Genomic DNA, 23,690 nt, shown 5'->3' on the forward strand with positions numbered 1-23,690 from the left:
TTGTTCAATAACTCTGCTATACAAAATAATAAGATACATTCTGAACTTTTATATTTTCATTCTAAGATAAGATTTAGCACGGTAGGTTACCTCAAACTTGAGGCTTTCCCCGTTTAACGGAGTTTTCGACTAGCATTTCTACTAGAAGGTGCTACATATTTAACACAAGTTCGACATCTTCACAGTTCCAATATCCTTCAGTGGATGTTGGTTATTTGCATTTGATTTAAACATTAAGTATGGGTAACCAGACTCAAGCTGAATCATAGCAATTTTAATAAGCATATCACGCGCACTAATATCTAGTGGCTTCTTCTTCACTTTCGGATTGCTCATTAATTCATCGTACATTTCGTCGATATCTATATCATCTAAATGTTTTCCGTACTCTTTAAATACTGTATAAGGTGCGAAAACATGGAAAGGTTCGTTTTTCTCAGCAAGCTCAAAGAACTTACTTGGAACGATAATTCCGATTGATAGAGACTGAATACGGCTCTTCTCATCGGCATTTATTTTTTTGGTATCAAGGAATTCAATAATATCCCAATGGAAAATGTTTAAGTATACAGCGCCGGCACCTTTTCGTTGGCCAAGTTGATTCGCATATGAAAACGAATCTTCAAGTAATTTCATAACAGGTACTACACCACTTGCGGCGTTATCAATACCTTTAATTTGCTCACCACGTGCGCGTAGCTTAGATAAGTTTAAAGCTACTCCACCACCGATTTTCGATAATTGCATTGCAGTATTAATGTTAAAGCCGATTGAATTTAAGCTATCATCCATCTCTAACAAGAAACAAGACACCATTTCTCCTCTTCTACTTCTTCCCGCATTTAAAAAGGTTGGTGTCGCTGGTTGGTAGTTTTGTTTTACAATCATGCTTGCGAAGTGTTTTGCCTTCGCAACATCACCGCGTCCTAAGTATAATGAAACAATTGCTACACGATCTTCATAGCTTTCTAAGTATTGTTTTTGATCATTCGTTTTTAACGCATAATCTTTATAGAACTTAGATGCTGCCATATAAGATTGGAACTCGAAGTTTTCACCATAAGCGATGTTATAAACTCCTTCTACTTCCTCCAAGCTATACTCGTCCAGAACGTTGTAATAGTAATCATGTTCTTTCATATACTCCATTCGCTCTGCCACGCTATTAAAATGAACGGTATTCTCTCTAGCTTCTTCCATAAAGACTTCTAATGCCTCTTTATCTTTATGAAGCTGATAAAAACCGTCCTGCATTTGCGTGATTTCATTATTCAGTTCAATGTGTCGCAATCTCCCGCACCCTTTCTTTAAAATATTCTACATCATTATTTGTTCCAGATAACTCAAATTTTGATACAATAGGCACTTCATATTTAGTAGAAATTTTGTCAGCACTTGCACCAAACATGTCTCCCCAATTACGATTGCCACTTGCAGATACGCCTTTTAATTTTTCATTATTGCGCTCTAAAAAGTCTAAAACACGTTCCGGTACATTGCCAAAACCTGTTGTATACGTAATAAGAATAAAGTCTTCATCTAATACTAGAGCTTCTTCAATTTGAACGGCCGGCATATTTAATTTGTGGATGAAACGCTTCACGTTTCCTGTCATAGAATCATATGCAACTAACATTTCCGACCCTCCCTCTCCAATCTATATTCTCTGTATGTCGTTTCTTGATTTCTCTATATATTGTATTACGTTTCAAAATAAGACACAAGATATATGTATAAATTCTTTCTTTTTTTAACTTTTACTTTTCGACATGACCGTCGATTTTTTTCAATACAAAGACTATGAAACAACATTCTAAAACTCATGTCAATAAAGTGCTTTTCAAAAAAGTTGTCAACGAATTTAACCTTATTTTAAAAAAAGTTAACAATATTTTTTGTCATAAAACAGTAAATGCTGGAGTAATATATTTCTCCAGCATCACGCAAAAAAGAACAGACCTTAAACGATAATCTGTTCCAAAAAACGATTACATTTATCAATTTTACTTTATTAAATATTATACATACTCTTTCGTTCCTCGTTACATACTAAAAGATAACTATTATAGAAAAAGATTATTATTATGGAACTTCAATTTATTTATGAAAAAAATTATTCAGGGTGCTCAATACGCAAAATGTCTTTTACAAATATATGATGTGGATTCTCATCTTTATCAATCATTGTACATACAGGTGCTTCTTCATCAAAGTATACGATCATTCCTTCTACGTACTGATATGTATGTTGAACTTGTACAGTTACTTTAATTTCTACTGCTTGCTCATATGCTCTTTTTATTTTCTGAAGCATTTTTGCTGAACATTTTCGTTTCTCTGGATACATAACCATTCCCATAAACCTATTCCCAGCTCTATCTTTCCACATATAATCCCAATGTGGCAATATGCCTTGTTTAAAATCTCCCATAATTCTCCTCTCCTTTATCTTCTATTTATGAACGTGGTGTTTCTGAATATGTATAAATTACCTGTCCACCGCGCTGTGCGTTCCCGATAATATGTTTAAAATCTTCTCGATTTACAACAACTTCCCTGAACGTATAAAATACATCTTTCGTCGCAACATACTCCTTTATTTCACCATTTTTCAGCTGATCCAAAATTGCATTTGCTAATTGTTTATCCATGTATTTCACCTCTCTGCAATAGTTTATTTTATCGCATCTTCTATAGGTCGACAACGGTAAAATTATCCCGTTACTATTATGTAATTCACTTTCATTATTTTTATAGCTATATCACTTTATTATATTCGCACTAAATATCATATACTAACATAGCTACTTCTCTATATCAAACTTTTTAACACTCTGTATAACAAAGTTCCAAGTCACTGTTTGTTATTTTATTTTATGCTACAATATACACATAGAACTAGGAGGGATACTATGATTCGGAAAGCAAAAAAGACAGATGCGGTAGGAGTAGCACCTTTACTGTATGACGCTCTGCACGAAATTGCTGAAAAAATCACAGGTAGCACAATTGAAGCAAAAGTAATACTAGGACTTGAAACATGGTTCGCAAAAGAAAATAATCGATTGAGCTATGAAAACTGTTTAGTGGCTGAACAAGATGGAAAGGTAGTTGGAGTTATTGTCGTTTATCACGGTAGTGACACTGAACAACTTGATGCACCAATCGTACACCACTTAAGAGAACTACATGAAGACGAATCCATTACGTTAGAAAAAGAAGCTGAATTTGATGAGTATTATATTGACACGTTGTCAGTTTCAAATATGTACAGTGGACGTGGCATTGGCTCTAATTTAATCGATGCAGCTGAACTTCATGCAACTGAAAAAGGGCATGAAAAAATTGCCTTACTTGTTAATTTAGAAAACAAACGCGCTTTTTCACTATATGAAAAACTTGGTTACAAAGAAGATAAAACCGTTATGCTCGTTGGTGAACCGTATGCCCATCTAATAAAACCATTACGGTCATTGGTTTCTATATCTTAACAGGACAATTCTTTTTTACTTGTTATGTAGAGAAAGAGGCTGCCAAAGGGACAGCCTCTTTTAAATTAATTTTGTATTTAATATATTTCCATCCATCGCCTCATGAAATGTATACGTTGTACATCCCCATGGCTTCCTATGGAAAATAGGCGAACCAGACCACCCCATTGCCCTCAGTTCAGTCCCAATCATCGCATTAAAATAACTATGACCTACAAGGGCAATACGTCCATGTACGAGCGCATAGCGGTGCAACATATTAGCAGCTTGCCTTGCTCTTTCTCGTACTTCCTTATAGGACTCCACCTCTTTACTATAACCAGCTATCCATCGTGTACGTCCAATAAACATCCATACATTTGGTTTACATTTCAACCATTTTGGAGCATAAAAACTCGTTGGAACTTCAGCTTCCCTAAAAAGAGGATTTTGCACAAAAGATAGGGAATCCAATAACTCAGCCGCTGACTGTACAGCGCGCCTTTGATCACTCGTTACAACCAGTTTCGCTGATTCAATCGCCTCAATTGTTTCAATTGGTATAGGAGTTTCTTTTACTGTAGTCCCTAAATCATATTTCTTCATCCATTCACGAAATGAAATAATTGTCATTGGCTCTATAGTACTGTCCAAACGACCATGATGAATAAAAGAAATTCGCATTCTTTCCACTCTCCATTCATCACTTACGAACTATATTACGTACTATTTCTTATTGCCATCATACCATGCATAAAAAGAAAGTTATATATCCCCACCACTATTATGTGTTATCGAAGTGTGCACACCATCCAGTCCATCACAATATGTAGTTGTTTCATGATGACGCACTTTCTTCAACTGTATATAAGAAAATAAAAATAATAAAATCGCTATAAAGCTCCCCACAATTTCAAACATCATTTTACCGCCCCTAATTTCCCCCACTTTAGTAGGTCATTTTATCTTTTATTATACTCCCATATAAAGATGTATGTATTTTCATCATTCCTCTCCTAAACAATATTTTTTACATATTTTCTTACAAAAAGTGAATATTTTTCGAATTTTTACTTTGGAAACATTTACAAAGTAGTAAATATAGTTCAAAATAAGAGGAAATAAAAAAGCCCAAATTATTCTTTTTTTGGGAAAACTGGAACAAGGAGAGTTGCTTATGCAGATCGCAGAAACTGGAGATATCATTGAATTTAAAGGTGGAATGCAAGGCCGTGTTCAAAAGGTAAATCAAAACTCCGTTATTGTTGATATAACAATTATGGAGAATTTTAGAGAACTAGATATGGAACCGCTTACAGTTGTAAGCCATAAAAACTATACTGTCATTAATCAACATGCATAATATAATAGAAAGAAAGGATCTGTATATCATACAGATCCTTTCTTTCTATTATATTAACGATTATCGATCGTTTCTGGATATAAATCGTGATTCATCATGCGGTAGTCTGCCATTTTCTCATACTTAGTTCCTGGGCGGCCGTAGTTACAGTAAGGATCGATTGAAATACCACCACGTGGTGTAAATTTCCCCCATACCTCAATATAGCGTGGATCCATTAATTTAATTAAATCATTCATAATAACGTTCATGCAATCTTCGTGGAAGTCACCATGATTTCGGAAGCTAAATAAATATAGCTTTAAAGATTTACTCTCTACCATTCTTTGTTCTGGAATGTAGCTAATATAAATTGTTGCAAAATCTGGTTGTCCTGTTTTCGGACATAAACTTGTAAATTCAGGACAATTGAATTTTACAAAGTAATCACGGTTTGGATGGTTATTATCAAATACCTCTAAAATTTCCGGGCTATATTCAAATAAATATTTTGTATTTTGATTTCCTAATAATGTTACATCTTTTAAATCTTCATCTAATCTTCCTGCCATTTTAAACATCCCTTCTCATTATACCCCTCGTTTATTTCCCCATACTAACGTATGAAGCTGAGGCAGTACTTTCGCATCATTCATTTCTTTACAATTCACAGCTTTTTCAATAAGCCACTCATATTTTTCTAATAGTTTTTTTATAAGCACCGCATCATCCACTGTTTTCGTATCATCATTCCCTACTTGTAAGAAAAATGGTACATTCGGATAACGCTCGTGCATCTTAACTGCATATTCAAAATCTTGATTATCGAATACTACTACTTTTAAACTAAAATCTTTCCCTGCTAGTTTATGAATAACAGAATCTAACATCTGAAAATCTGTTTTCATAGTTGAACTTGGTGGTTTTGGAGAAATCGTTACCTCATCAATTTGAAGCAACCAATCTTGCCATTTACTCCCTTGCGTTTCTACCGCTGTTCGCATTCCATTCTCCTTTAATATAGAAAGAAGAAATTGCATATTTTTCAGCAAAACAGGATTTCCACCCGAAATCGTAACATGAGAAAAATTTTCTCCACCAATTTCTACAAGCTCATTCCAAATGTCTTCCGGTGTCATTTGTTTAATTTGATCTTTGGCCGATCCATCCCATGTAAAAGCAGAATCACACCAAGCACAGCTATAATCACAGCCTGCTGTACGGATAAACATTGTCTTTTGTCCTACAACCATCCCTTCTCCTTGAATGGTCGGACCAAATATTTCTAAGACGGGGATTTTACTCATCGAGCATCCACTCCCGTCTTACTTCCGCATAACTAGTCGGCGTCTCAAAAAGACGAACAAATTCAACACGAGCTCCCTTGTATTCGTTCGCACGATTATCTTTCGTTAATGCTTCTGCCATCTTTTCATAAATCCAAACGACCATATTTTCAGCAGTCGTATTCATTTCTGGCAATGTTTCGTTTAAATAACGATGATCTAAATAAATTTCTATTTCATTTTTCCAAATCTCTTTTATATCTCCAAAGTCAATTGCAAGGCCTATTTCATTTACATATCCGCTAATTCCAAATACGACTTTATATGTGTGACCATGTAAATTTTTACATTTCCCTTCATAGCAGTGTAAATGGTGCGCTGCGTCAAATGTAAATTCCTTGCTGACCATTACTCTTTTATTATGATATTTGAGTTGTTCACGTTGAATATCCTTGTCCATTTTTTGTAAATTTTCTACGATGCGAAATCCAAAAAAGTTATCCATTAGTTGCTCGCTCCTTCGCGTTCTTGTAGATACGTATCTAATCCTGCTTTACGAAGTTGACATGCTGGACATTCACCGCAACCATCACCAATGATTCCGTTATAACATGTTAATGTTTTTTCTCTAACAAACTCAAATGCTCCAAGTTCATCAGATAATTTCCATGTCTCTGCTTTATCAATCCACATAAGTGGTGTATGAATAACAAACGGATAATCCATAGATAAATTTAATGTAACGTTTAATGATTTCACAAACACGTCACGACAATCTGGATAACCACTGAAATCAGTTTCACATACACCCGTTACAATATGACGTGCTCCAACTTGTTTTGCTAATACAGCCGCAAATGATAAAAATAGTAAATTTCGTCCATCTACAAATGTTGATGGCAATTCACCTTCTTCATGTGTAATCTCCATATCCGTTCTCGTTAACGCATTTGGAGCAAGTTGATTTAATAAACTCATATCTAGTACCGTATGTTTAATTCCTAACTCTTTCGCGATTTCCGTTGCACAATCAATTTCTAACTTATGACGTTGATTGTAATTAAACGTTACAGCTTCCACTTCTGCAAACTGTTGTATTGCCCAAAATAAACATGTTGTACTATCTTGTCCACCACTAAAAACAACAACTGCTTTTTCTTTTTTCATTTCACTCATTCTCCTTCTCTACTACGAATAAGAAGAAAGAACGTTCTTGAACTGTCACAATAAAAAAACAAAACAATACCTAAGGATATTGTTGTTTCCATAGTTTTTTATAGAGGGAGTTCGCGAACCTCTCCCATGCAGTGCACGGAATTTCTTCTTTCATTGACAAAGATTATTGTAACATATTGTATACTACCAGAAAAAATTTCTGATTTTTTCCGCTATTTCATATTTTATTTCTTTCATTTTATAGTATGATTAATTTAATGTGAGAAGAGAGGAGGCATCCCACTGAAACTCTTTATTATTTATCTCTTTTTAAATATATTATCCATCCTTGTTACAATGCTTGTATATCATTTATTTTGGAATCAAAAAGGGAAACGCTCTCCTAAATTAAATTCATCTATGTTTATTGTATTATGTTGCCTCGCTACCATACTATGTATCACTTTCGCGGCAAAAACAAATTATGGATTTCAATTTGATATGCGTCATATCGTATTAATTGTCGGCACATTAACAGGTGGTCCTATTGCCGGTGCTTCCATCTTAGCTGTATTAAACATATACCGCTTTTTATTAGGAGGAATAGGTGTTTTCCCATCCTTTATCGCTTCGGTTCTACTATTCATTGTTCTACTATTAACATACAAACTGTTTAACCGAAGTTCTAATCGTATAAAAATAGCACTCGCTATCTTTTACAGTCTTATATTCGGATTTGGCTGGATACCATTTTTCCTTTCAGAGGTTACAAATACGGCAGATTATATACCACATATTATCGTGTACGAACTATGTACGATACTTGGTACAATCCTTATTTTATATTTGCTACACATATTACAAACGCAAGTTCGTCTCCAAAATGAACTTATGAATGCTGAAAAATTTCATTTAATCGGTGAAATGGCAGCTTCTATCTCTCATGAAATTCGCAACCCTTTAACTTCAACGAAAGGATTTTTGCAACTTTTACAGTCAGATACATGTTCTGAGAAGGAACGAAAATTATATATCGACATAGCCATTAATGGTATCGAACAAGCAAATCATGTTCTTACAGACTACTTAACTTTTGCAAAACCGAGTATTGAAAAAGAACAACAATTACAAGTAGAGGAAGAATTACTTCATGCGTTATCTTTAATTACACCTCTCGCCAATTTAACAAATGTTCGTATACATTACATAAAACAAAGTACATCTTTCTTTATAGCTGGTGAAAAGCAAAAGCTGAACCAATGCTTATTAAATATTTTAAAAAACTGTATTGAGGCTATGCCTAACGGTGGTGACCTTATTCTTACATTAGTTCCAGACCATAAACATATACAATTATATATAAAAGATACAGGTATTGGTATGGATCAAGAACAAGTAAAACGCCTTGGGTCACCTTTCTACTCGACGAAAGAAAAAGGGACCGGACTCGGGATGATGGTCGTCTTCAGTGTTATTCAAGCAATGAATGGAAAGGTTGATATTATTAGTGAAAAAGGAACAGGTACAACATTTTTATTAACTTTCCCAATCATACAAAAAACGTGATGAAGTTCATCACGTTTTTTCTGTTCCTTCAACTAATTCTGCAAAAGCTTTCACCTTTCCATGCGGCTTTTGATTTTCTTTCCGAGCTTTCCAAGCGCGCTCTTCTTCTCTCTTTTTCTTTGACATACTTTTCAACTCCTTTTTCTCTTCCTCATGTAGTATTCCAAAATAAGAAATAAAACTATGCATGAGTAAAAAAGGAAAAGAAGCGGTTCGCCGCTTCTTTTCCTTTTTCTCGTTATTTGATAGCAGCCCGATTGTTGCGGACTAATAATCAGTGATATGCCCCCTACCGCTGTAAAATTGCATGTTTCGCTTCTTTTAGCTGTGTAAGATGTCTTTGTTCGTGTAAATCCAGAAATTGAACCCATTGATATAAATTCAAATCATTAAAAATAGGATGTTTTAATCCATTTTCAAATAATTCTTTTTCATCTATCACACTATGAAGTGCATGAAATAATTCTTGTCGTGAATGTTCTAGTAATTGAATTCCTTGCAGTTTTTTCATTAATGTTTCTGTTGGTTTCATTTGTTGAGGAGCTTCCCGTTTATGTGTGCGATCAAGCGTAAGTTGGAGGTCTTTAAATGGAGCAAGTTTTCTTTCTTTTTTTTGCAAAGCATATACAAGGGCAGATGTGACAGACTGTTCAACTAAATGCAAATGATGCAAAATTTGAATAATACTCCATTTATCACGGCGTGGCTTTACATTCACCTCCGTATCATTTAACATTTCAATTTCTGATAACAGCGTGCTTCGTGTAGACTGTAATGAGTGAACTAAAGTTTCTAAACTAACATCCATATTAGATTGAAGCATAGTGCTTTCCCCCCTTTTGTTGGTGAAAAGGGGTGCTCCCCATTAGAAACACCCCTAAAATGATTCTGAATTTTCTTTTATTATCTCATCATTTTTCCATTATGTCGATGTTAAACATGTGAAAAAAGTGCATGTTTTTTACAATTTTGTGTCGTCAACAGCACGTAACCACGCTTCAATTTCTGTAATTACACTTTTTACACACCCCTCAGCGAATGGTGATGTTAAATTTGCAACTTCTACTAATTCTAAGAATGATTTACTTCCACCTTGTTGACAAAGATTCACATAATCTTCCCAAGCCTCTTGTCTATTATCTCTTGCACGTTTCCAAAATTGCAGTGCACAAATTTGAGCTAACGTGTAGTCAATATAATAGAATGGTGAGCTATAAATATGGCCTTGACGTTGCCAGAAACCACCACGCTCTAAATAATCATTATCTTCATAATCACGATGTGGTAAATACTTCTTCTCTATGTTACGCCATGCTGACTTACGTTCTGCTGGCGATGCTTCTGGATTTTCATATACATAATGTTGATATTCATCTACAGATACACCGTACGGTAAAAATAGAAGTGCTGAACTTAAGTGTGAGAAGTAATATTTATCCGCATCTTCTTCAAAGAATAACTTCATCCATGGCCATGTAAAGAATTCCATACTCATTGAATGGATTTCACACGCTTCATATGTTGGCCAATTATATTCTGGAATTTCATACTTACGACTTTCATATACTTGGAAAGCATGACCAGCTTCATGCGTTAATACATCAATGTCACCAGACGTTCCATTAAAGTTTGAGAAGATGAATGGTGCTTTGTAATTCTCGATATATGTACAATATCCACCACCAGCTTTTCCTTTTTTCGCAACTAAATCTAATAAATCATTATCTAGCATGAAATTAAAAAATTCATCTGTTTCAGCTGATAATTCTTTATACATCGTTTTCCCGTGATTAATAATCCAATCGGCATCGCCTTTTGGATTTGGATTACCTGTAGCAAACTCAAAGTTTTCATCATAATAAGCGAGCTTTTCTACACCAATGCGTGCTTTTTGTCTATTTCTTAACTCGGTTGCAACCGGAACGATATAATCTAATACTTGCTGACGATAGTTCGCTACCATTTCAGCATTATAATCTGTACGATACATTCTTGCATATCCTAATTCAACAAAGTTTTTAAAACCAAGTGTTTTTGCGATTTTCGTTCTCACTTTAACAAGCTCATCATAAATACGATCTAACTCTTCCTCATTCCCAGCTAAAAATCCGTAGTATGCTTCACTTGCTGCCTTACGTTCGCTTCTTTCTTTTCCTTGCATAAACGGAATAAGTTGCGATAACGTTCTTTCTTCTCCTGCAAAGTCAATTTTTGCAGATGCTAATAACTGTGTATATTGTGAAGACAATTTATTCTCTAATTGTAAATCTTTCACTACTTCATCTGAATATGTTTTTAAATCACATTTAGCTAGAGCAAATAATTGCTTTCCATAATACGCTTCTAATTCTTCACGGAATGGCGAATTAATTAACGCCTTATAATATTTTGTTCCATAGCCTTGTACAACTGGTGAGTATTCATCAAAGAAATCTTGCTCTTCCTTATAAAAAGCATCTGTCGTATCAACAGAATGGCGAATGTAACAAAGATTCCCCATTGTACCAAAATCATTACGAATTTCATTAATTGAATTAATTAATTGTTTTTGTTCTTCAAGCGTTTTTGCCTTATCGAATTTTTCTAAAGCAACAATAAACTTCTCTTTTAATTCTTCAATATTTGGCCGTTTATATTCATAGTCTTTAAATGACATGAACGAGCCCCCTCTCCATTATATGCATCATTACTATAATTCAATTCTTACTTACAAATCTCCTCTTATTCTTCAGCAAAATGCGGTAGATGATGTCATAAATACATGCACACAAAAAAGCCTTGGATTTCTTTATCCAAAGCTCCTTTGGAACATATCATCATTTTTCATACTTTCCAATTTTTTTCAAGAGCTCGAGTAATTCATCCTTCTCATCCTTCGTTAACATTTCAAAAGACTGATGTATAACTTGCTCATGACCTGGAAAAATAGAAGCAATAAAGCTCTCTCCAGACTCCGTTAATTGTGCATAAATAACACGCCTGTCATTTGGACATGGAATTCGTTTTACAAGCCCTTTTTTCTCTAGCTTATCTACAACGTATGTAATGCTGCCACTAGCTATTAAAATACGTTCACCGATTTGCTGAAGTGGTTGGCCTCCTTTATGATATAGTAATTCTAATACAGCAAACTCAGTTGGATTTAATCCGTTACTTTGTATGGATTTATTTGTAGTATCCATAACAGAACGATGTACACGGGATAATGCAATAAATACTTTTAAAGATTGAGAAATGTCTTCTCGCTCATTATTTGATATCATACCATTTCAACCCTTCACTTAAATTCTCCGCAACAAAAAGAAAAGCAACGTAGCACTTCATTACAACTTCCGAATGAATATTCACTCATCCCTTTTCCTTTCCCTAATGTAATGCAAATGATTCTTGAATAAAAACATGACAATTTTAACATAGTTTATATATAATGATAATAAAAAAAGAAGGAGTACCAAATTTGAAAGTCAAATTACAAAGCATAGTTTTTTACATACTGCTTGTTATACTGCCAACGATAGGGATTGGTGCCACATTTTTTTCGTATCACACTTATCAAATGAAACAGGCAAACAAACTATCTGCTCACACTGTTCTCTTTTTATATAGAGACTATTTAGACCATCACCTTGGTGAAGCTATGTCTGCCTTAGAAATGCTCGCAAAAGTCGTAGGGACCGAAACTGGAAACATCAATGAGATTAAACAGATTGTACATGATACCGATGGAAATGATGAACGTTTTTCCGGTCTATATTACGCTACGACAGATGGGATGATTACAATCGCATCCCAAGGCGATTCGCCGCCTATTGACGTTTCTGACCGCCAATACATCCAAGATGCATTGCAATCTAAGGAAACAACTGTATCATCAGTTATTACAGATCGCGTTCTTGGACATCAAGCTATTATGATTGCCTCTCCAATATTTAATAAACAAAAGGAACTCTCGGGCTTACTATTAGCAAGTTTACGCTTTGACTACATTTCAGCCTCTTTAAATGCTATTAAACCACAATATCATTTCGAAGTGACTGATAAACATGATGTAGTTTTTCTAGCCGATGATAATAACGAAACAAGCGATGGGCATTCTAACATGCTTACTACCCCACTCCAAAGATTAAATTGGAAAGTCTCTGTTTCTCCGTTACCTATTCATCAACAAACTTTATACCAGTTAGTTTCAATAGAGTGTATAGCTACTTTATTTTTAATGTCTATTTTATTTTTACTTGTTCAATATATGTTATTAAAACGTCAAACAAAACTAGAAAGACAACAAAATGAACTACAAAAAATTGAATTGGTTGGAACTTTTGCAGCTAGTACAGCTCATGAAATCCGTAACCCTCTTACTGGAATTAAAGGACTCGTCGCTCTGTTAAAAGAGAAATATAAAGATGAACAGGATCAGTTCTACTTTTCCATAATCGAACAAGAAATAGAACGGATTAATGAAATTGTAAGCGAATTTCTTATTCTTGGAAAGCCAACTGCCATCATTGAACAAACATATGATGTAAGAACGATTCTTAATGAGGTAGCATTAATTATCCAATCTGAAGCGAATCTACATAACATTGTATTTCATTTACATTTGCCAGACCACCCTGTTCATATACGTTGCTCAAAAGACCATATGAAACAAGTGGTTTTAAACATTACAAAAAATGCAATTGAAGCTATGGCTTCTGGTGATACATTAACCATTGTAGTAACAAACAACGAAAAACACGCACAACTGCAAATTATTGATACTGGAAAAGGGATTCCAAAACATATTCAAAAACACCTCTTTCATCCGTTCTTTACTAATAAAGATACTGGAACAGGTCTTGGGCTTGTTATATGTAAACGAATTGTAGAGATGTACAATGGGCATATATTTATTGATAGTAAAGAAAACAAAGGAACGACAGTTCATATAGAGATTCCATTACACATAGTATAATTATCCTTATCCTAAAAGGGTAATTATACTTATTTCATAAAACCAGCCACAAACATTCTCCAAAAATTGCTCGATTTCCCTTCATACCCAATTTGAAAAATAGGAACCTTTATAATTGAAAACCATTTCGGTGTTTGTTTTTCTTTGTAACGCTGATACTGTACGATAAGCTTGTCCAATTCTTGACTAACTTGAATTGTCTCCATACTATTTAACCCACTTGTTAATCCTAAATGAATCATTTCTTCACGTTTCATATGAATATCATGCGAAAGCTTTTCTAATGTGTACTTCCTTTTTACAGTAAACATCCATATCCCCCTTATTTTTCTTCCATACTCTCAACGTCTCTTCTACTTTAGCCCTTTAAACACTTAATCTTATTTGAATTTGAAGAATCAGAAAATTTAACATTTTCCCCCTGTAATTTACAAATCTTTACCCTCACTTTGAGAATTATTACAAATTATTCTATCTTTGTAAATACATTCGCAATAATAGACATTTTTTTCATCTTCTTTTTTGTAAATACTCAGTAAACAGTGGGTTCTCTATTTTTAATGTACTTTTCTTCGACATTTTTTGTTTAATTTATATAAAAACGCAAAACATAATGATGATTGATAAAGTGAAACTTTAATCAGTGGGGGTTTTGTTCATCCCCCACTGATTATTAGCCTTCACCAATCGGGCGTTTACGGGCAGTGGATCTCCCACCTAACTTCTTTGCTCCAGCCGAATTTTGAGGTGGGAGTCTTACTGCCCGCAAATAGCGGGATAAAATAGAAAGGAAATATTTATATGCGCAAATATACCATTGCATTTCTCGTCTTCACCCTGTTCATACCCTTCTTCTTATTTCCTATTCAAGCAAACGCTCATACGAATAAGGTTGCTATTGTCATCGATGATTTCGGCAATAATATGAAAGGCACAGATAAGATGTTATCACTTCCAATTCCACTCACTGTTGCTGTTATGCCATTTCTTCCTTCTACTAAACAAGATGCAATAGCTGCCCATAAAAAAGGGCATGAAGTTATTATACATATGCCCATGGAACCAATTAAAGGAAAAAAAGAGTGGCTTGGACCAAAAGCGATTACAACAGATTTAAGCGATGAAGAAATAAACAACCGACTCGAACAAGCAATTCAAGAAATACCTCATGCAATAGGAATGAACAATCATATGGGATCAAAAGTAACCGCTGATGAAAGGATTGTACGTCTTATACTTTCTGCCTGTAAAAAACACGGTTTATTTTATTTAGATAGTAAAACAAACCCTAATAGTGTTGTCCCAAAAATCGGTAAAGAATTAGGCGTGCCTATTATTGAAAATCAATTATTTTTTGATGATGTATATACGGTAAGTCACATTTCAAAACAAGCACAATTACTCATAAAAAAAATCCAAGACAAACCCATTATGGTAGCTATCGGACACGTTGGGGCTCCAGGTGAAATTACATCACGTGTTATAGAAACTTCTATTCCTAAAATTCGTGAGCATGCAGACTTTATTTTTTTATCTGATTTAGCATTGTCTCCACCTTCTGTTTCAAAATAAGATTCATTTCTCGCACTAAAAAAGGTACCTATCTACACATAGCAGATAGGTACCTTTCCTTTTCAACTTAAATATAATCTACATGACTCACCCTGAATCCCTTTTTCTCTATCTTTTCAATTAATTGCTTTAATTTTTTTTCATTTAACTCATCCGATATATTTACGATAACACGGCGAATATATTGATCACCGTTATCAAGCGTAAACAGTCCACCGATATTATATGCTTTTAATAATGTCCCAAGCTCTTTAATTGTTCCCTTACAATCTTGTGTTGCAATTGTTAATATATAACCACCCGTCCGCATACCGAACGAATCCTCAATAACATCAAATACATTAGAATGTGTTAAAATGCCGACAAATTCATTATACTCATTTAAAACCGCTAAAAACGGGAGACGACGAATAACGTAAAAAGCTCTAAAAAAAGAATCCTTTTCAAAAATAAACGAATTTGGATTTTCCAGTACATCTTTTGTACTTACATCCTCTAATCTGCTATTACACTTCTTTTCTAAAAGATCTACTTTATAAATAATCCCCGTGAATTCCTTCTCATTTTCTGCTAATACAGGGATTGCGCGAAATCCCGTTTCATTCATAATTTGTAACGCCTTTTCACCAGAATCATTCGTTTTGCAAAATGTCACCTGCTGTTTTGGCAGAAAATGATATTTAACTCGCAAAATATGTTCCTCCTTACATGTCAACATGTAATCTATATATAATAAGGAGACCTATATTTTATGAGTGAAATTTACTTTTAAAACGCTTTCATTTTTATGGGATTTTAATCTCTGTGAATACATCTTTATATAACAGAACTTTTTGCCCCTTTTATCATTAAAAGCTTTACGTGATAGTTCATTAAATACTCTATACCTTCCAACCATTTTTTTGCTTCTTCTGGGGTTTTCCCCCACACGATCATTCCGTAATTATGAACAAGGACTACTCCTCCACCTTCAATAAAATTTGGAACATTATTTTCTAATAAATTAGCGAATTTTTTTTCATCTTCTACAATTGGAATTGTCATTTCTGTAATACCATCTTTACCAAAAACACGTTCCACACTGCGTTTTTCGAATGTTACTTCTCCTTCTTTCCCATATAGCTCTGACATTAAATGACTATCTACAGTCTGTACTTGTAAAATGCATTCTGCACTACTTTTTTTATAAATATCCGCATGCATAAATGACTCTGTAGCTGGTTTTTCTTCGTTTTCAAATACTGGCTCACACATGCAATTTACGACAATAAAATCTTCTTCAGAAAATACCCCTTTATCTCTTCCCTCTACATTCACTAAAAATGTTAATGGCTCTTTTGACGTACACATCGATAAACTAATTTTTGTACCATAAAACCAATCGCGAAGTGCCAATTCTGCTTTCACATCTTTTAATTCGTTCCATTTCTTCAGAAAAAATAACATTTCGTCACCCCCGGCGTAATATTAACATAATGTTCAAATCCTTTCTATATAAAAGGAATATTTTTTGATTATTCTAAAAATTTAATTGAATTATCACACGAGAATGCCTTTTTGTCAATATGGTTTCAGCACCTATCGGAAAAATAGGCCTATCACATGTAAGCACTCCTGTCTATTTAGTACTTGATTTTGTACATATAAAAAATACGTTATTCTTCTTATTAAAGAATAACGTATTTTTCTCATTTATTATTTTTTTATTGCCTTATACAGAAATTGCGCATATTGCTCACGTGTTACGAAATCATCCCCTAAAAAGTTCCCATTCCCGTCACCTTTTGATATATTATTATCCACTAAAGCTTTCACATATCCTTCTGCCCAATGACCTGTTGGTACGTCTGTAAAGTTCTCCAAATCATTTTCATTTTCATTTAACTGAAATACTTTTTGTAATACTACTGACATCTCGTACCTAGTTAATACTCCTTCTGGACGAAACTTCCCTGTACCATCTCCTTGCATAATTCCAGCTTGTGCAACTGTAGCAATATCTTGCTCAAACATATGCCCTTTCGTATCAGTAAACATCTCTTTCTGCTCTACTTTATTTTCTAATTTCAAGTACCTTTGTACTAAAGACGCAACTTGTCCACGAGTAATATTATCCCCAAATCCAAATTGTCCATTTCCATATCCTTTAAAAATATCTTCTTTCGCTAAATAGTTAATTGCTTTTTCTGACCAGTGACCCTTTGGCACATCTTTAAATTCTACTACTTCTATTTTCTCATCTTCTTTAGACGTATTGTCCTCTTTACTTTCTACTACATTTTGAATAACAGAACCTGTGAAAAAGATTCCTGTATCTGCAAATGGGTCTTTCACACCAAATTCATATACTTTCTCACCTGGTGTACTCCACTTAACTACATCGTTACTATACGTACCATCTTCACTCTTCAAACGAATTTTTGTAGAGATTTTACCATCTTTTTCGTAAACAGGTACTTTCACTTCTTTATTTACTTCTGTTTCCGCTAAAAATATTTTTTGATTTTGAACATTAATGTAAGCTGTCTTACTTAACTCCACAACTGGTCTAACATCGCGAATTTCATTTGCAACAAAACTTAGAAATACTAACTTTTTCAAATTGCTAACTGGTGTTAAGTCTGAAATATAATTTGCTTCTAAATCAAGTTTTTGTAAGTTTACTAGACTTGATAATGGAGTAATATCCTTTAACTCATTGTTAGGTAAGTTTAAAACTTTCAACTGTGTCATCTTACTTAGAGGAGTAACATCTTTTATTTCATTTTTCCCAATCCATAACTCTTGTAATTAATTCAATTGATCAATTCCTGATAAATCTTTAACTTTATTACGCGTTAATACTAAATCTTTTAACGGTAACGTATAAAGCGGTGTAATATCTTCAATTTGATTTCCTGCTAAAGATAAGTATGTTACATTTTTTAACTTACTTAACGGAGCAACGTTTGAAATTTTATTGTTTGCCACATTCAAGTAATCTAATTGTTCCATTTTCGCTAATGGTATTACATCCTCAATTTGATTTCCTGCTAAAAATAAACTTGTTACATTTTTCATTTCCGTTAGTGGTGCAACGTTCGTAATTTTATTATTACTTAAATCAAGAGAATCTAAATTATCCATCTTAACAAGTGGTGTTACATCTACAATTTCATTAGCGCGTAAAGCCAAATGTTTCAATTGCTTTAAGCTCGTAAAGAACGACGGATCTTTTATCTTCGCATTTGCAACTGTTAAAGATTTTAAATTTGGCATATATTTCAATGCACTATAATCAAGAATCTCATTCGTATTTAAAAACAAGTCATTTACTTGTAATAACTCTTCTTTCGTAATTGGTGTATTTAAATCTTTTCTATTAAATACTTTTTTATTAACAAGTTCTCTTAGTTTCTTATCTGTTATCATGTTTTGACTATCAACTGGAGTATCCGTTTCCGTATTGCCTGAATTAGAGTTATCATCTGGTTTCTCTGTTTCTTTGTCGCCTAAAGTTGGATCTTTAATTTCAAATTGAACTTGATATTTATGATCATATCCAATAGCCGGAATAAGTATATGCATTTGCATATTATGCTTCTTCTCAAATTCACCAATTTCAAATTGAACTACTTTCGTCCCATTTTTCCTCTTATCTTCTGACAAAACTTTCACATCATGAAATACACCTGGTTGGTTTCTATCTTCTATTCTAAGATATTGAAAATAATCACTATCTTGTACTGTTGCAGTAACAACCTTTTTATTGTTTTCAATCGTCACTTTAGGATCTTTTATGTATTGAGAAACCATAGATGGTTCATCTTTTTGATCTTTATATATTTTAATTTCAGCATCATATATACGATCACTTACTGTTACTCCTGATTTAGTTGCTTCCATTGTAACTGCTGCTAATGCTGGAGTAGAGTATGCAGCAAATGGAATAGCTAATGATGTGGCTACTAATAGAGCCCTAATATGACTTCTTTTCAAAATAATATCCCCTTATCTTATATATATTTTAATTGATAATCAATATCAATTACATACAAATAAATGACAATGAATATCATTTTCATTGTCAATGGTAATATTACAAATGCTTTTATTTTCTTTTAATACGCAATAAAAAAACCCTTTATTCAAAGGGCTTTTTTACCTATCGTATGAAGGATTTCACTTTTTTCTTTCTCATTAATAACACCGATCTTCTGCAAAATATTCGTGTAAACTACAAGCTTATTATATATTCGTTCCGACATTCCCGTCCCCTCTTTCCTTCAGCCAACTTTTTTGCTATTGGTAAATTATATGAAGGAAGCGAGAAAATGTGTCCACTTTTTTTGCACGAATACAAACCTTTATTACTCATTATTCATGAGCATCTCAACATTCACGTTAAACATTACTAATAATTAAAGAGAGATGGAATTTCCCACTGATTGTTAGCAAACTGTCCATTGAATATTATGCTTTTTGACTTCTTCTTCAAAACTATAGGGCATTTTCTTATCACAAATAACATGTTGAATACGAGAAAATCCTGCTATTCGGTAGTTCCCTTTTACGCCTACCTTTGTATGATCACATAAAATATACGTTTTCTCCGATAATTTAATCATCGCTTCTGACAGTTTCGCTTTTTCTAATTCAAAGCTGGAAACCCCAAAGCTAGGTAACAATCCATCAATCGAAACGAATGCTTTATGAAAATGGAATTGATGAATTACTTGCTGTGAAATAGACCCCGACACACGTGAATGTTTTGGAGATACTTTCCCGCCTATAAATAAAACTTCACCGTGAAACAACTTTTTATTAATAGAAGATATTAATTGTGTCGCTACTGGAAAAGAGCTCGTAACAATCGTTAAATTTTTACGATGAACAAGATATGGCACCATTTGAAGTGGTGTACTTCCATCATCAATCGCAATAACATCTCCATCTTCCACAAACGTTGCTGCTTTATACCCAATTCTTTTCTTCTCTTCTATATGCAGCATCTCTCGTTCTAACATCGGTGCCTCTATCCCAGCTCCCGGAAGTTGAACGGCTCCACCGTATACTTTCTTCAATTTTTTTTCACGATCTAATTCTTCTAAATACCGACGAATCGTCTCTGTTGATACTGCGAACTCTCTCGCTAATTCTGAAACTTTTACTTTCCCTTTAAACTCTACCTTTTCAAGAATTGTCCTCTTTCTTTCTTCACCTACTACAGACATAGACTCACCCCATTTATATCTAACTCATAAACTGCCTTACTTATACAAAGTTATAATTTTCTTTTTCAGTGAAAATCTCTTCATGAATATAAATACCGCGCTTTTCTAGTTCGTCAAAAATAATTTGTGGATTTTCGAAAGCTTCTTCAGGAGTAATAACACCGACTTTATTAACTACTCCTTTTGCAATTAACTCTGTAGCGATTCCAAATGGGATACCAACATTTCTTGTATAGGCTCTTAATTTCTCCCAACCTACTACAGAACCGTCAGATAGCGGATGTGTATGGTATAAGACATGTCGCTGTTTTTGATTATTTTTCATACCTACTACTTCTACATGAAGTGCATAACCATAAAGCTCTGTTGCTTGCCCTTCTTTCGATTTTAATAGATACTTCGAAATACAATCCATAATACCAATTTCTTTACCGTTTATTTCAATTTGATCATTACGCAATATACCATAATCATATAAAGCACGAACGAGCTGCATATTTTGCTCTGGCCAAGTACCTCTCGTTTCTATTAGCCCAACACCTTTATCCTCCAGTGCCTTCGCTAACGTAATCGTTTCTGAATGCGGGATTATATACTGCATTGTTTTTCCGTAAGGTGCTGGTAATTCAATTTCTCTCGGGCGCGCAAACGGAGGTACTTGCTGAAATTCACCTTCCTCATACACTGTACGCGTCGGCAAATGTGGATCATATTCATATGTCGTTGTCTCTGTAATTGATGCAGAAAAAGCAATTGGACGATACGAGCCATGACCTACTCGAACTGACTCTACAGTATCTAACTGATTTGCTGCATGCATGGCCATCATTTGCGTTACACCTGGTGTCATACCAAATCCAGGTAAACATGTTGTTCCATGTTGAACAAATTTAGAGTGGGATTCATTTTCTTCACCAAATCCATTTAAGTTCACACCGTGACAGCTGGCATCTGCGATACAGCGAGTAGACAATCCATTTAACTTTATCGTCGTACCATCCATTACAATGTCATACCCTTTCATTTTTGCGACCGTATCCTCATGATTTGTCACATCGACTTTCACAAAATCAACACGAGGATCATTTAACCACTCTACTACTTTTCGGCCTTCCTCTTCATTAAAATCGGCTACCGTAATCGTCTCAAAAGATGAAAATTGAACTAAATCTAAAATTGCTTCACGACAAATTTTACCTGCTCCACCTAAGCAAAATACTTTCACCCTATAACAACCCCTTTAGCAATACTATCAACTAAGCGAATAATATCTTCTTCATGTACATCACCGATATTTCCAATGCGGAACGTATCTACTTTCGAAATTTTACCTGGATAAATAACAAATCCATATCGCTTTAATTCATTATACAATTGTTGAAATTCAAATCCTTCACCTGGGTAAATGAAAGATGTAATAATAGGAGATTGATATTTTTCATCTACTAATGGCTTAAATCCAATTTCATTCATTTTGTTCACTAGTAGTTTTTGATTGCTATAATATCGATTGTAACGAGCTCTTACCCCGCCTTCTTCTTCTAATTCCAACAATGCTTGATAGAAGGCGCGTACAATATGGGTTGGTGAAGTAAAGCGCCACTTCCCATTTTGCTCTTCCATCGTTTCCCACTGATCATATAAATCTAATGATAAAGAACGAGCTTGCCCTTTACATTTCAATAGTTCATCACGATTTGCGATGACAAAACCGAATCCCGGAACACCTTGAATACATTTATTCGCACTACTAATTAAAAAGTCAATTTGCAACTCAGCGATATCTATTTCAATACCACCGAAACTACTCATTGCGTCAACCAGTGTAACTTTTCCGTATTGTTTTCCCAATTTACATACGTCTACAATTGGATTAATAATACCTGTAGTTGTTTCACAATGAACAACTACAATATGCGTAATCTCTTTATCTTGTTGCAATAACTTTTCTACTTCTGCAATATTAGTAGGTTCCCACTCTTCTGTTTGACTGACCACCACATCTATATGTAACATCTCTGCCATTTGTACAATCCGCTTACCGTACGCACCATTTGTACAAACTAGTAGCTTTCCGTTTTTAGGAATAACAGAACCAATTACTGCTTCAACCGAAAACGTACCGCTTCCCTGCATTAAAACTGTTGTGTACTTTTCTTCTTCCTTTGTCGCTAACGATACAAGCCTATTTCTTACATCTTGCACCATCGTGTTATATTCAACATCCCACGTACACCAATCGTATAGCATAACTTCTTTTACCGTTTTTGTTGTCGTCAATGGTCCTGGCGTTAATAATAAGTAGTGATTTTCATTCATGATCCTATGCCCCTTTTATGAAATAATAAGTTCTTGTTTCTCGATATGTTCAATTACGTTCTCGAGTTCCTGCATCGTTTCAATCGTAAAATGAGCCCCGTTTTCAACGAAACGGTTACGAACTACTTCTATTTTTTCACGAAGCTCTAACGGATCCATATTCTCAACTTCCTCTTCCGTTAAACCGAGCTCACTACTACCGAGGATTACACCAACTGTCCACATTCCAGCATTTCTGCCCTCTTTCATATCTGACACGGTGTCTCCAACTTTTATCATATGATTCATTGGGTATACACCTAATTCCATCGCATTTTTATAACACATCCACGGATATGGACGACCTGCTAGAACATCATTTGGTGTAACAAGAAAATCGGGTTTATACCCTTGTAGTGCTGCTTCTTTTGCTACAATATCCATCATTTCTCTCGTATATCCAGTTGTTGAACCAATTTTAATGTCTCTTTCACGTAATGAAGCAATCACTTCTTTTACTCCATTAATCGGTTCTGCATAGCGTGGTAAAATAGCGAAGAGAATTTCTTCAAACTCTTCATACATCTCATGAATATCTTCTTCTATTGGTAATTGTCCGAAGACACGCTTCCACTCATTCGAAATACGGGGCATTTCCGTTAATGCCCTAACATGATCAATCTTCAATAACCCCATTGGTTTGCGAGCTTCTTCTGCTGTAATTTCAACACCGCGCTTATGGAAGATTTCCATAAATACTTCCAGTGGTGCAAAACATCCGTAATCAACTGTCGTACCTGCCCAATCAAAAATAACTGCTTCAATTTTCATTCT

25 protein-coding genes, 2 pseudogenes and 1 riboswitch are annotated in these 23,690 nt (G+C 34.3%); of the genes and pseudogenes, 5 read left to right on the forward strand and 22 right to left on the reverse strand.

Going from position 1 to position 23,690, the window contains the following annotated elements; translation table 11 throughout:
* Window positions 1–162: 162 nt before the first annotated feature.
* The 4 genes and pseudogenes from MR071_RS12410 to MR071_RS12425 form a co-directional block, all read right to left on the reverse strand.
* Window positions 163–1,290 (reverse strand): annotated as a pseudogene (locus MR071_RS12410) (ribonucleotide reductase N-terminal alpha domain-containing protein); the annotation flags it as partial.
* Window positions 1,277–1,636: a class Ib ribonucleoside-diphosphate reductase assembly flavoprotein NrdI gene (nrdI, locus tag MR071_RS12415; protein ID WP_105584136.1), complete on the reverse strand. Its 360-nt coding sequence runs from the start codon at window positions 1,634–1,636 to the stop codon at window positions 1,277–1,279. The gene nrdI and the pseudogene MR071_RS12410, both read right to left, overlap by 14 nt.
* Before the next feature lie 477 nt (window positions 1,637–2,113).
* Window positions 2,114–2,431, reverse strand: coding sequence for a hypothetical protein (locus MR071_RS12420; protein ID WP_105584137.1), 318 nt, complete (start codon window positions 2,429–2,431; stop codon window positions 2,114–2,116).
* 25 nt (window positions 2,432–2,456) lie between these two features.
* Complete coding sequence (locus MR071_RS12425) at window positions 2,457–2,651, reverse strand: hypothetical protein (protein ID WP_002149609.1); 195 nt, start codon at window positions 2,649–2,651, stop codon at window positions 2,457–2,459.
* A gap of 261 nt (window positions 2,652–2,912) precedes the next feature.
* On the opposite strand from MR071_RS12425, the gene MR071_RS12430 reads away from it, so the two are divergent.
* Window positions 2,913–3,491, forward strand: a complete 579-nt coding sequence (locus MR071_RS12430; protein ID WP_242236222.1) for a GNAT family N-acetyltransferase — start codon at window positions 2,913–2,915, stop codon at window positions 3,489–3,491.
* Window positions 3,492–3,551: 60 nt separating this feature from the next.
* On the opposite strand, the gene MR071_RS12435 is transcribed toward MR071_RS12430, so the two are convergent.
* Window positions 3,552–4,154: a histidine phosphatase family protein gene (locus MR071_RS12435; RefSeq protein ID WP_242236224.1), complete on the reverse strand. Its 603-nt coding sequence runs from the start codon at window positions 4,152–4,154 to the stop codon at window positions 3,552–3,554.
* 81 nt (window positions 4,155–4,235) lie between these two features.
* On the reverse strand, window positions 4,236–4,394 hold the full coding sequence (locus MR071_RS12440) for a hypothetical protein (protein WP_242236226.1): 159 nt from the start codon (window positions 4,392–4,394) through the stop codon (window positions 4,236–4,238).
* Between the two features lie 253 nt (window positions 4,395–4,647).
* Here MR071_RS12440 and MR071_RS12445 point away from each other — a divergent pair, with 253 nt between their 5' ends.
* A complete protein-coding gene (locus MR071_RS12445) occupies window positions 4,648–4,833 on the forward strand; it encodes a YkvS family protein (RefSeq protein ID WP_002064385.1) in 186 nt (61 codons plus the stop codon).
* 53 nt (window positions 4,834–4,886) lie between these two features.
* On the opposite strand, the gene queF is transcribed toward MR071_RS12445, so the two are convergent.
* Genes queF through queC form a run of 4 tightly spaced genes read right to left on the reverse strand, consistent with a single transcriptional unit; the run spans window position 4,887 to window position 7,265 of the window.
* Window positions 4,887–5,384 carry a preQ(1) synthase gene (gene queF, locus MR071_RS12450; RefSeq protein WP_064476718.1) on the reverse strand — a complete coding sequence of 166 codons (498 nt, stop codon included), beginning with the start codon at window positions 5,382–5,384 and terminating at the stop codon, window positions 4,887–4,889.
* An 18-nt stretch (window positions 5,385–5,402) separates the two neighbouring features.
* Window positions 5,403–6,119 carry a 7-carboxy-7-deazaguanine synthase QueE gene (gene queE / locus MR071_RS12455; RefSeq protein WP_242236228.1) on the reverse strand — a complete coding sequence of 239 codons (717 nt, stop codon included), beginning with the start codon at window positions 6,117–6,119 and terminating at the stop codon, window positions 5,403–5,405.
* Window positions 6,112–6,603 (reverse strand): 6-carboxytetrahydropterin synthase QueD, encoded by a 492-nt coding sequence (gene queD / locus MR071_RS12460; protein ID WP_002011526.1) that lies wholly within the window; start codon window positions 6,601–6,603, stop codon window positions 6,112–6,114. Before queD ends, queE begins: the two co-directional genes overlap by 8 nt.
* Entirely contained in the window at window positions 6,603–7,265 is a 663-nt protein-coding gene (gene queC / locus MR071_RS12465) for a 7-cyano-7-deazaguanine synthase QueC (RefSeq protein ID WP_242236230.1), read from the reverse strand. Before queC ends, queD begins: the two co-directional genes overlap by 1 nt.
* Before the next feature lie 93 nt (window positions 7,266–7,358).
* Window positions 7,359–7,402, reverse strand: a riboswitch (PreQ1 riboswitch).
* 208 nt (window positions 7,403–7,610) lie between these two features.
* Between queC and MR071_RS12470 the strand changes: the two genes are divergently transcribed.
* Entirely contained in the window at window positions 7,611–8,819 is a 1,209-nt protein-coding gene (locus MR071_RS12470; protein WP_242236232.1) for an ATP-binding protein, read from the forward strand.
* A 9-nt stretch (window positions 8,820–8,828) separates the two neighbouring features.
* On the opposite strand, the gene MR071_RS12475 is transcribed toward MR071_RS12470, so the two are convergent.
* The 4 genes from MR071_RS12475 to MR071_RS12490 form a co-directional block, all read right to left on the reverse strand.
* A complete protein-coding gene (locus tag MR071_RS12475; protein WP_000038354.1) occupies window positions 8,829–8,945 on the reverse strand; it encodes a DUF6254 family protein in 117 nt (38 codons plus the stop codon).
* Between the two features lie 163 nt (window positions 8,946–9,108).
* Window positions 9,109–9,642: a DinB family protein gene (locus MR071_RS12480; protein WP_002149622.1), complete on the reverse strand. Its 534-nt coding sequence runs from the start codon at window positions 9,640–9,642 to the stop codon at window positions 9,109–9,111.
* Window positions 9,643–9,780: 138 nt separating this feature from the next.
* Window positions 9,781–11,475 (reverse strand): M3 family oligoendopeptidase, encoded by a 1,695-nt coding sequence (locus tag MR071_RS12485; RefSeq protein WP_242236234.1) that lies wholly within the window; start codon window positions 11,473–11,475, stop codon window positions 9,781–9,783.
* 160 nt (window positions 11,476–11,635) lie between these two features.
* On the reverse strand, window positions 11,636–12,082 hold the full coding sequence (locus MR071_RS12490) for a MarR family winged helix-turn-helix transcriptional regulator (protein WP_105584145.1): 447 nt from the start codon (window positions 12,080–12,082) through the stop codon (window positions 11,636–11,638).
* Window positions 12,083–12,276: 194 nt separating this feature from the next.
* On the opposite strand from MR071_RS12490, the gene MR071_RS12495 reads away from it, so the two are divergent.
* Window positions 12,277–13,773, forward strand: a complete 1,497-nt coding sequence (locus MR071_RS12495; protein ID WP_242236236.1) for a DUF3149 domain-containing protein — start codon at window positions 12,277–12,279, stop codon at window positions 13,771–13,773.
* Window positions 13,774–13,802: 29 nt separating this feature from the next.
* Here MR071_RS12495 and MR071_RS12500 read toward each other — a convergent pair whose 3' ends face one another.
* Window positions 13,803–14,084, reverse strand: coding sequence for an aspartyl-phosphate phosphatase Spo0E family protein (locus MR071_RS12500; protein ID WP_002149628.1), 282 nt, complete (start codon window positions 14,082–14,084; stop codon window positions 13,803–13,805).
* Window positions 14,085–14,574: 490 nt separating this feature from the next.
* Here MR071_RS12500 and MR071_RS12505 point away from each other — a divergent pair, with 490 nt between their 5' ends.
* Entirely contained in the window at window positions 14,575–15,345 is a 771-nt protein-coding gene (locus MR071_RS12505) for a divergent polysaccharide deacetylase family protein (protein WP_242236239.1), read from the forward strand.
* Between the two features lie 67 nt (window positions 15,346–15,412).
* On the opposite strand, the gene cbpA is transcribed toward MR071_RS12505, so the two are convergent.
* The 7 genes and pseudogenes from cbpA to phnX all read right to left on the reverse strand — a co-directional run bounded on the left by cbpA (window position 15,413) and on the right by phnX (window position 23,687).
* Window positions 15,413–16,036 carry a cyclic di-AMP binding protein CbpA gene (gene cbpA, locus MR071_RS12510; protein ID WP_242236241.1) on the reverse strand — a complete coding sequence of 208 codons (624 nt, stop codon included), beginning with the start codon at window positions 16,034–16,036 and terminating at the stop codon, window positions 15,413–15,415.
* 125 nt (window positions 16,037–16,161) lie between these two features.
* Window positions 16,162–16,791 (reverse strand): class II aldolase/adducin family protein, encoded by a 630-nt coding sequence (locus MR071_RS12515; protein ID WP_098778423.1) that lies wholly within the window; start codon window positions 16,789–16,791, stop codon window positions 16,162–16,164.
* A gap of 249 nt (window positions 16,792–17,040) precedes the next feature.
* Window positions 17,041–19,323, reverse strand: a pseudogene (locus MR071_RS12520) (NEAT domain-containing leucine-rich repeat protein).
* Window positions 19,324–19,775: 452 nt separating this feature from the next.
* Window positions 19,776–20,558 carry a DeoR/GlpR family DNA-binding transcription regulator gene (locus MR071_RS12525; protein ID WP_105584151.1) on the reverse strand — a complete coding sequence of 261 codons (783 nt, stop codon included), beginning with the start codon at window positions 20,556–20,558 and terminating at the stop codon, window positions 19,776–19,778.
* 40 nt (window positions 20,559–20,598) lie between these two features.
* Window positions 20,599–21,783, reverse strand: coding sequence for a saccharopine dehydrogenase family protein (locus tag MR071_RS12530; RefSeq protein WP_242236243.1), 1,185 nt, complete (start codon window positions 21,781–21,783; stop codon window positions 20,599–20,601).
* Window positions 21,780–22,877: a 2-aminoethylphosphonate--pyruvate transaminase gene (gene phnW / locus MR071_RS12535; protein ID WP_242236246.1), complete on the reverse strand. Its 1,098-nt coding sequence runs from the start codon at window positions 22,875–22,877 to the stop codon at window positions 21,780–21,782. Before phnW ends, MR071_RS12530 begins: the two co-directional genes overlap by 4 nt.
* Before the next feature lie 15 nt (window positions 22,878–22,892).
* Window positions 22,893–23,687, reverse strand: coding sequence for a phosphonoacetaldehyde hydrolase (phnX, locus tag MR071_RS12540; RefSeq protein WP_105584154.1), 795 nt, complete (start codon window positions 23,685–23,687; stop codon window positions 22,893–22,895).
* Window positions 23,688–23,690 lie beyond the last annotated feature (3 nt).

This window comes from Bacillus cereus group sp. BfR-BA-01316, assembly GCF_022664195.1.
Taxonomy (GTDB): domain Bacteria; phylum Bacillota; class Bacilli; order Bacillales; family Bacillaceae_G; genus Bacillus_A.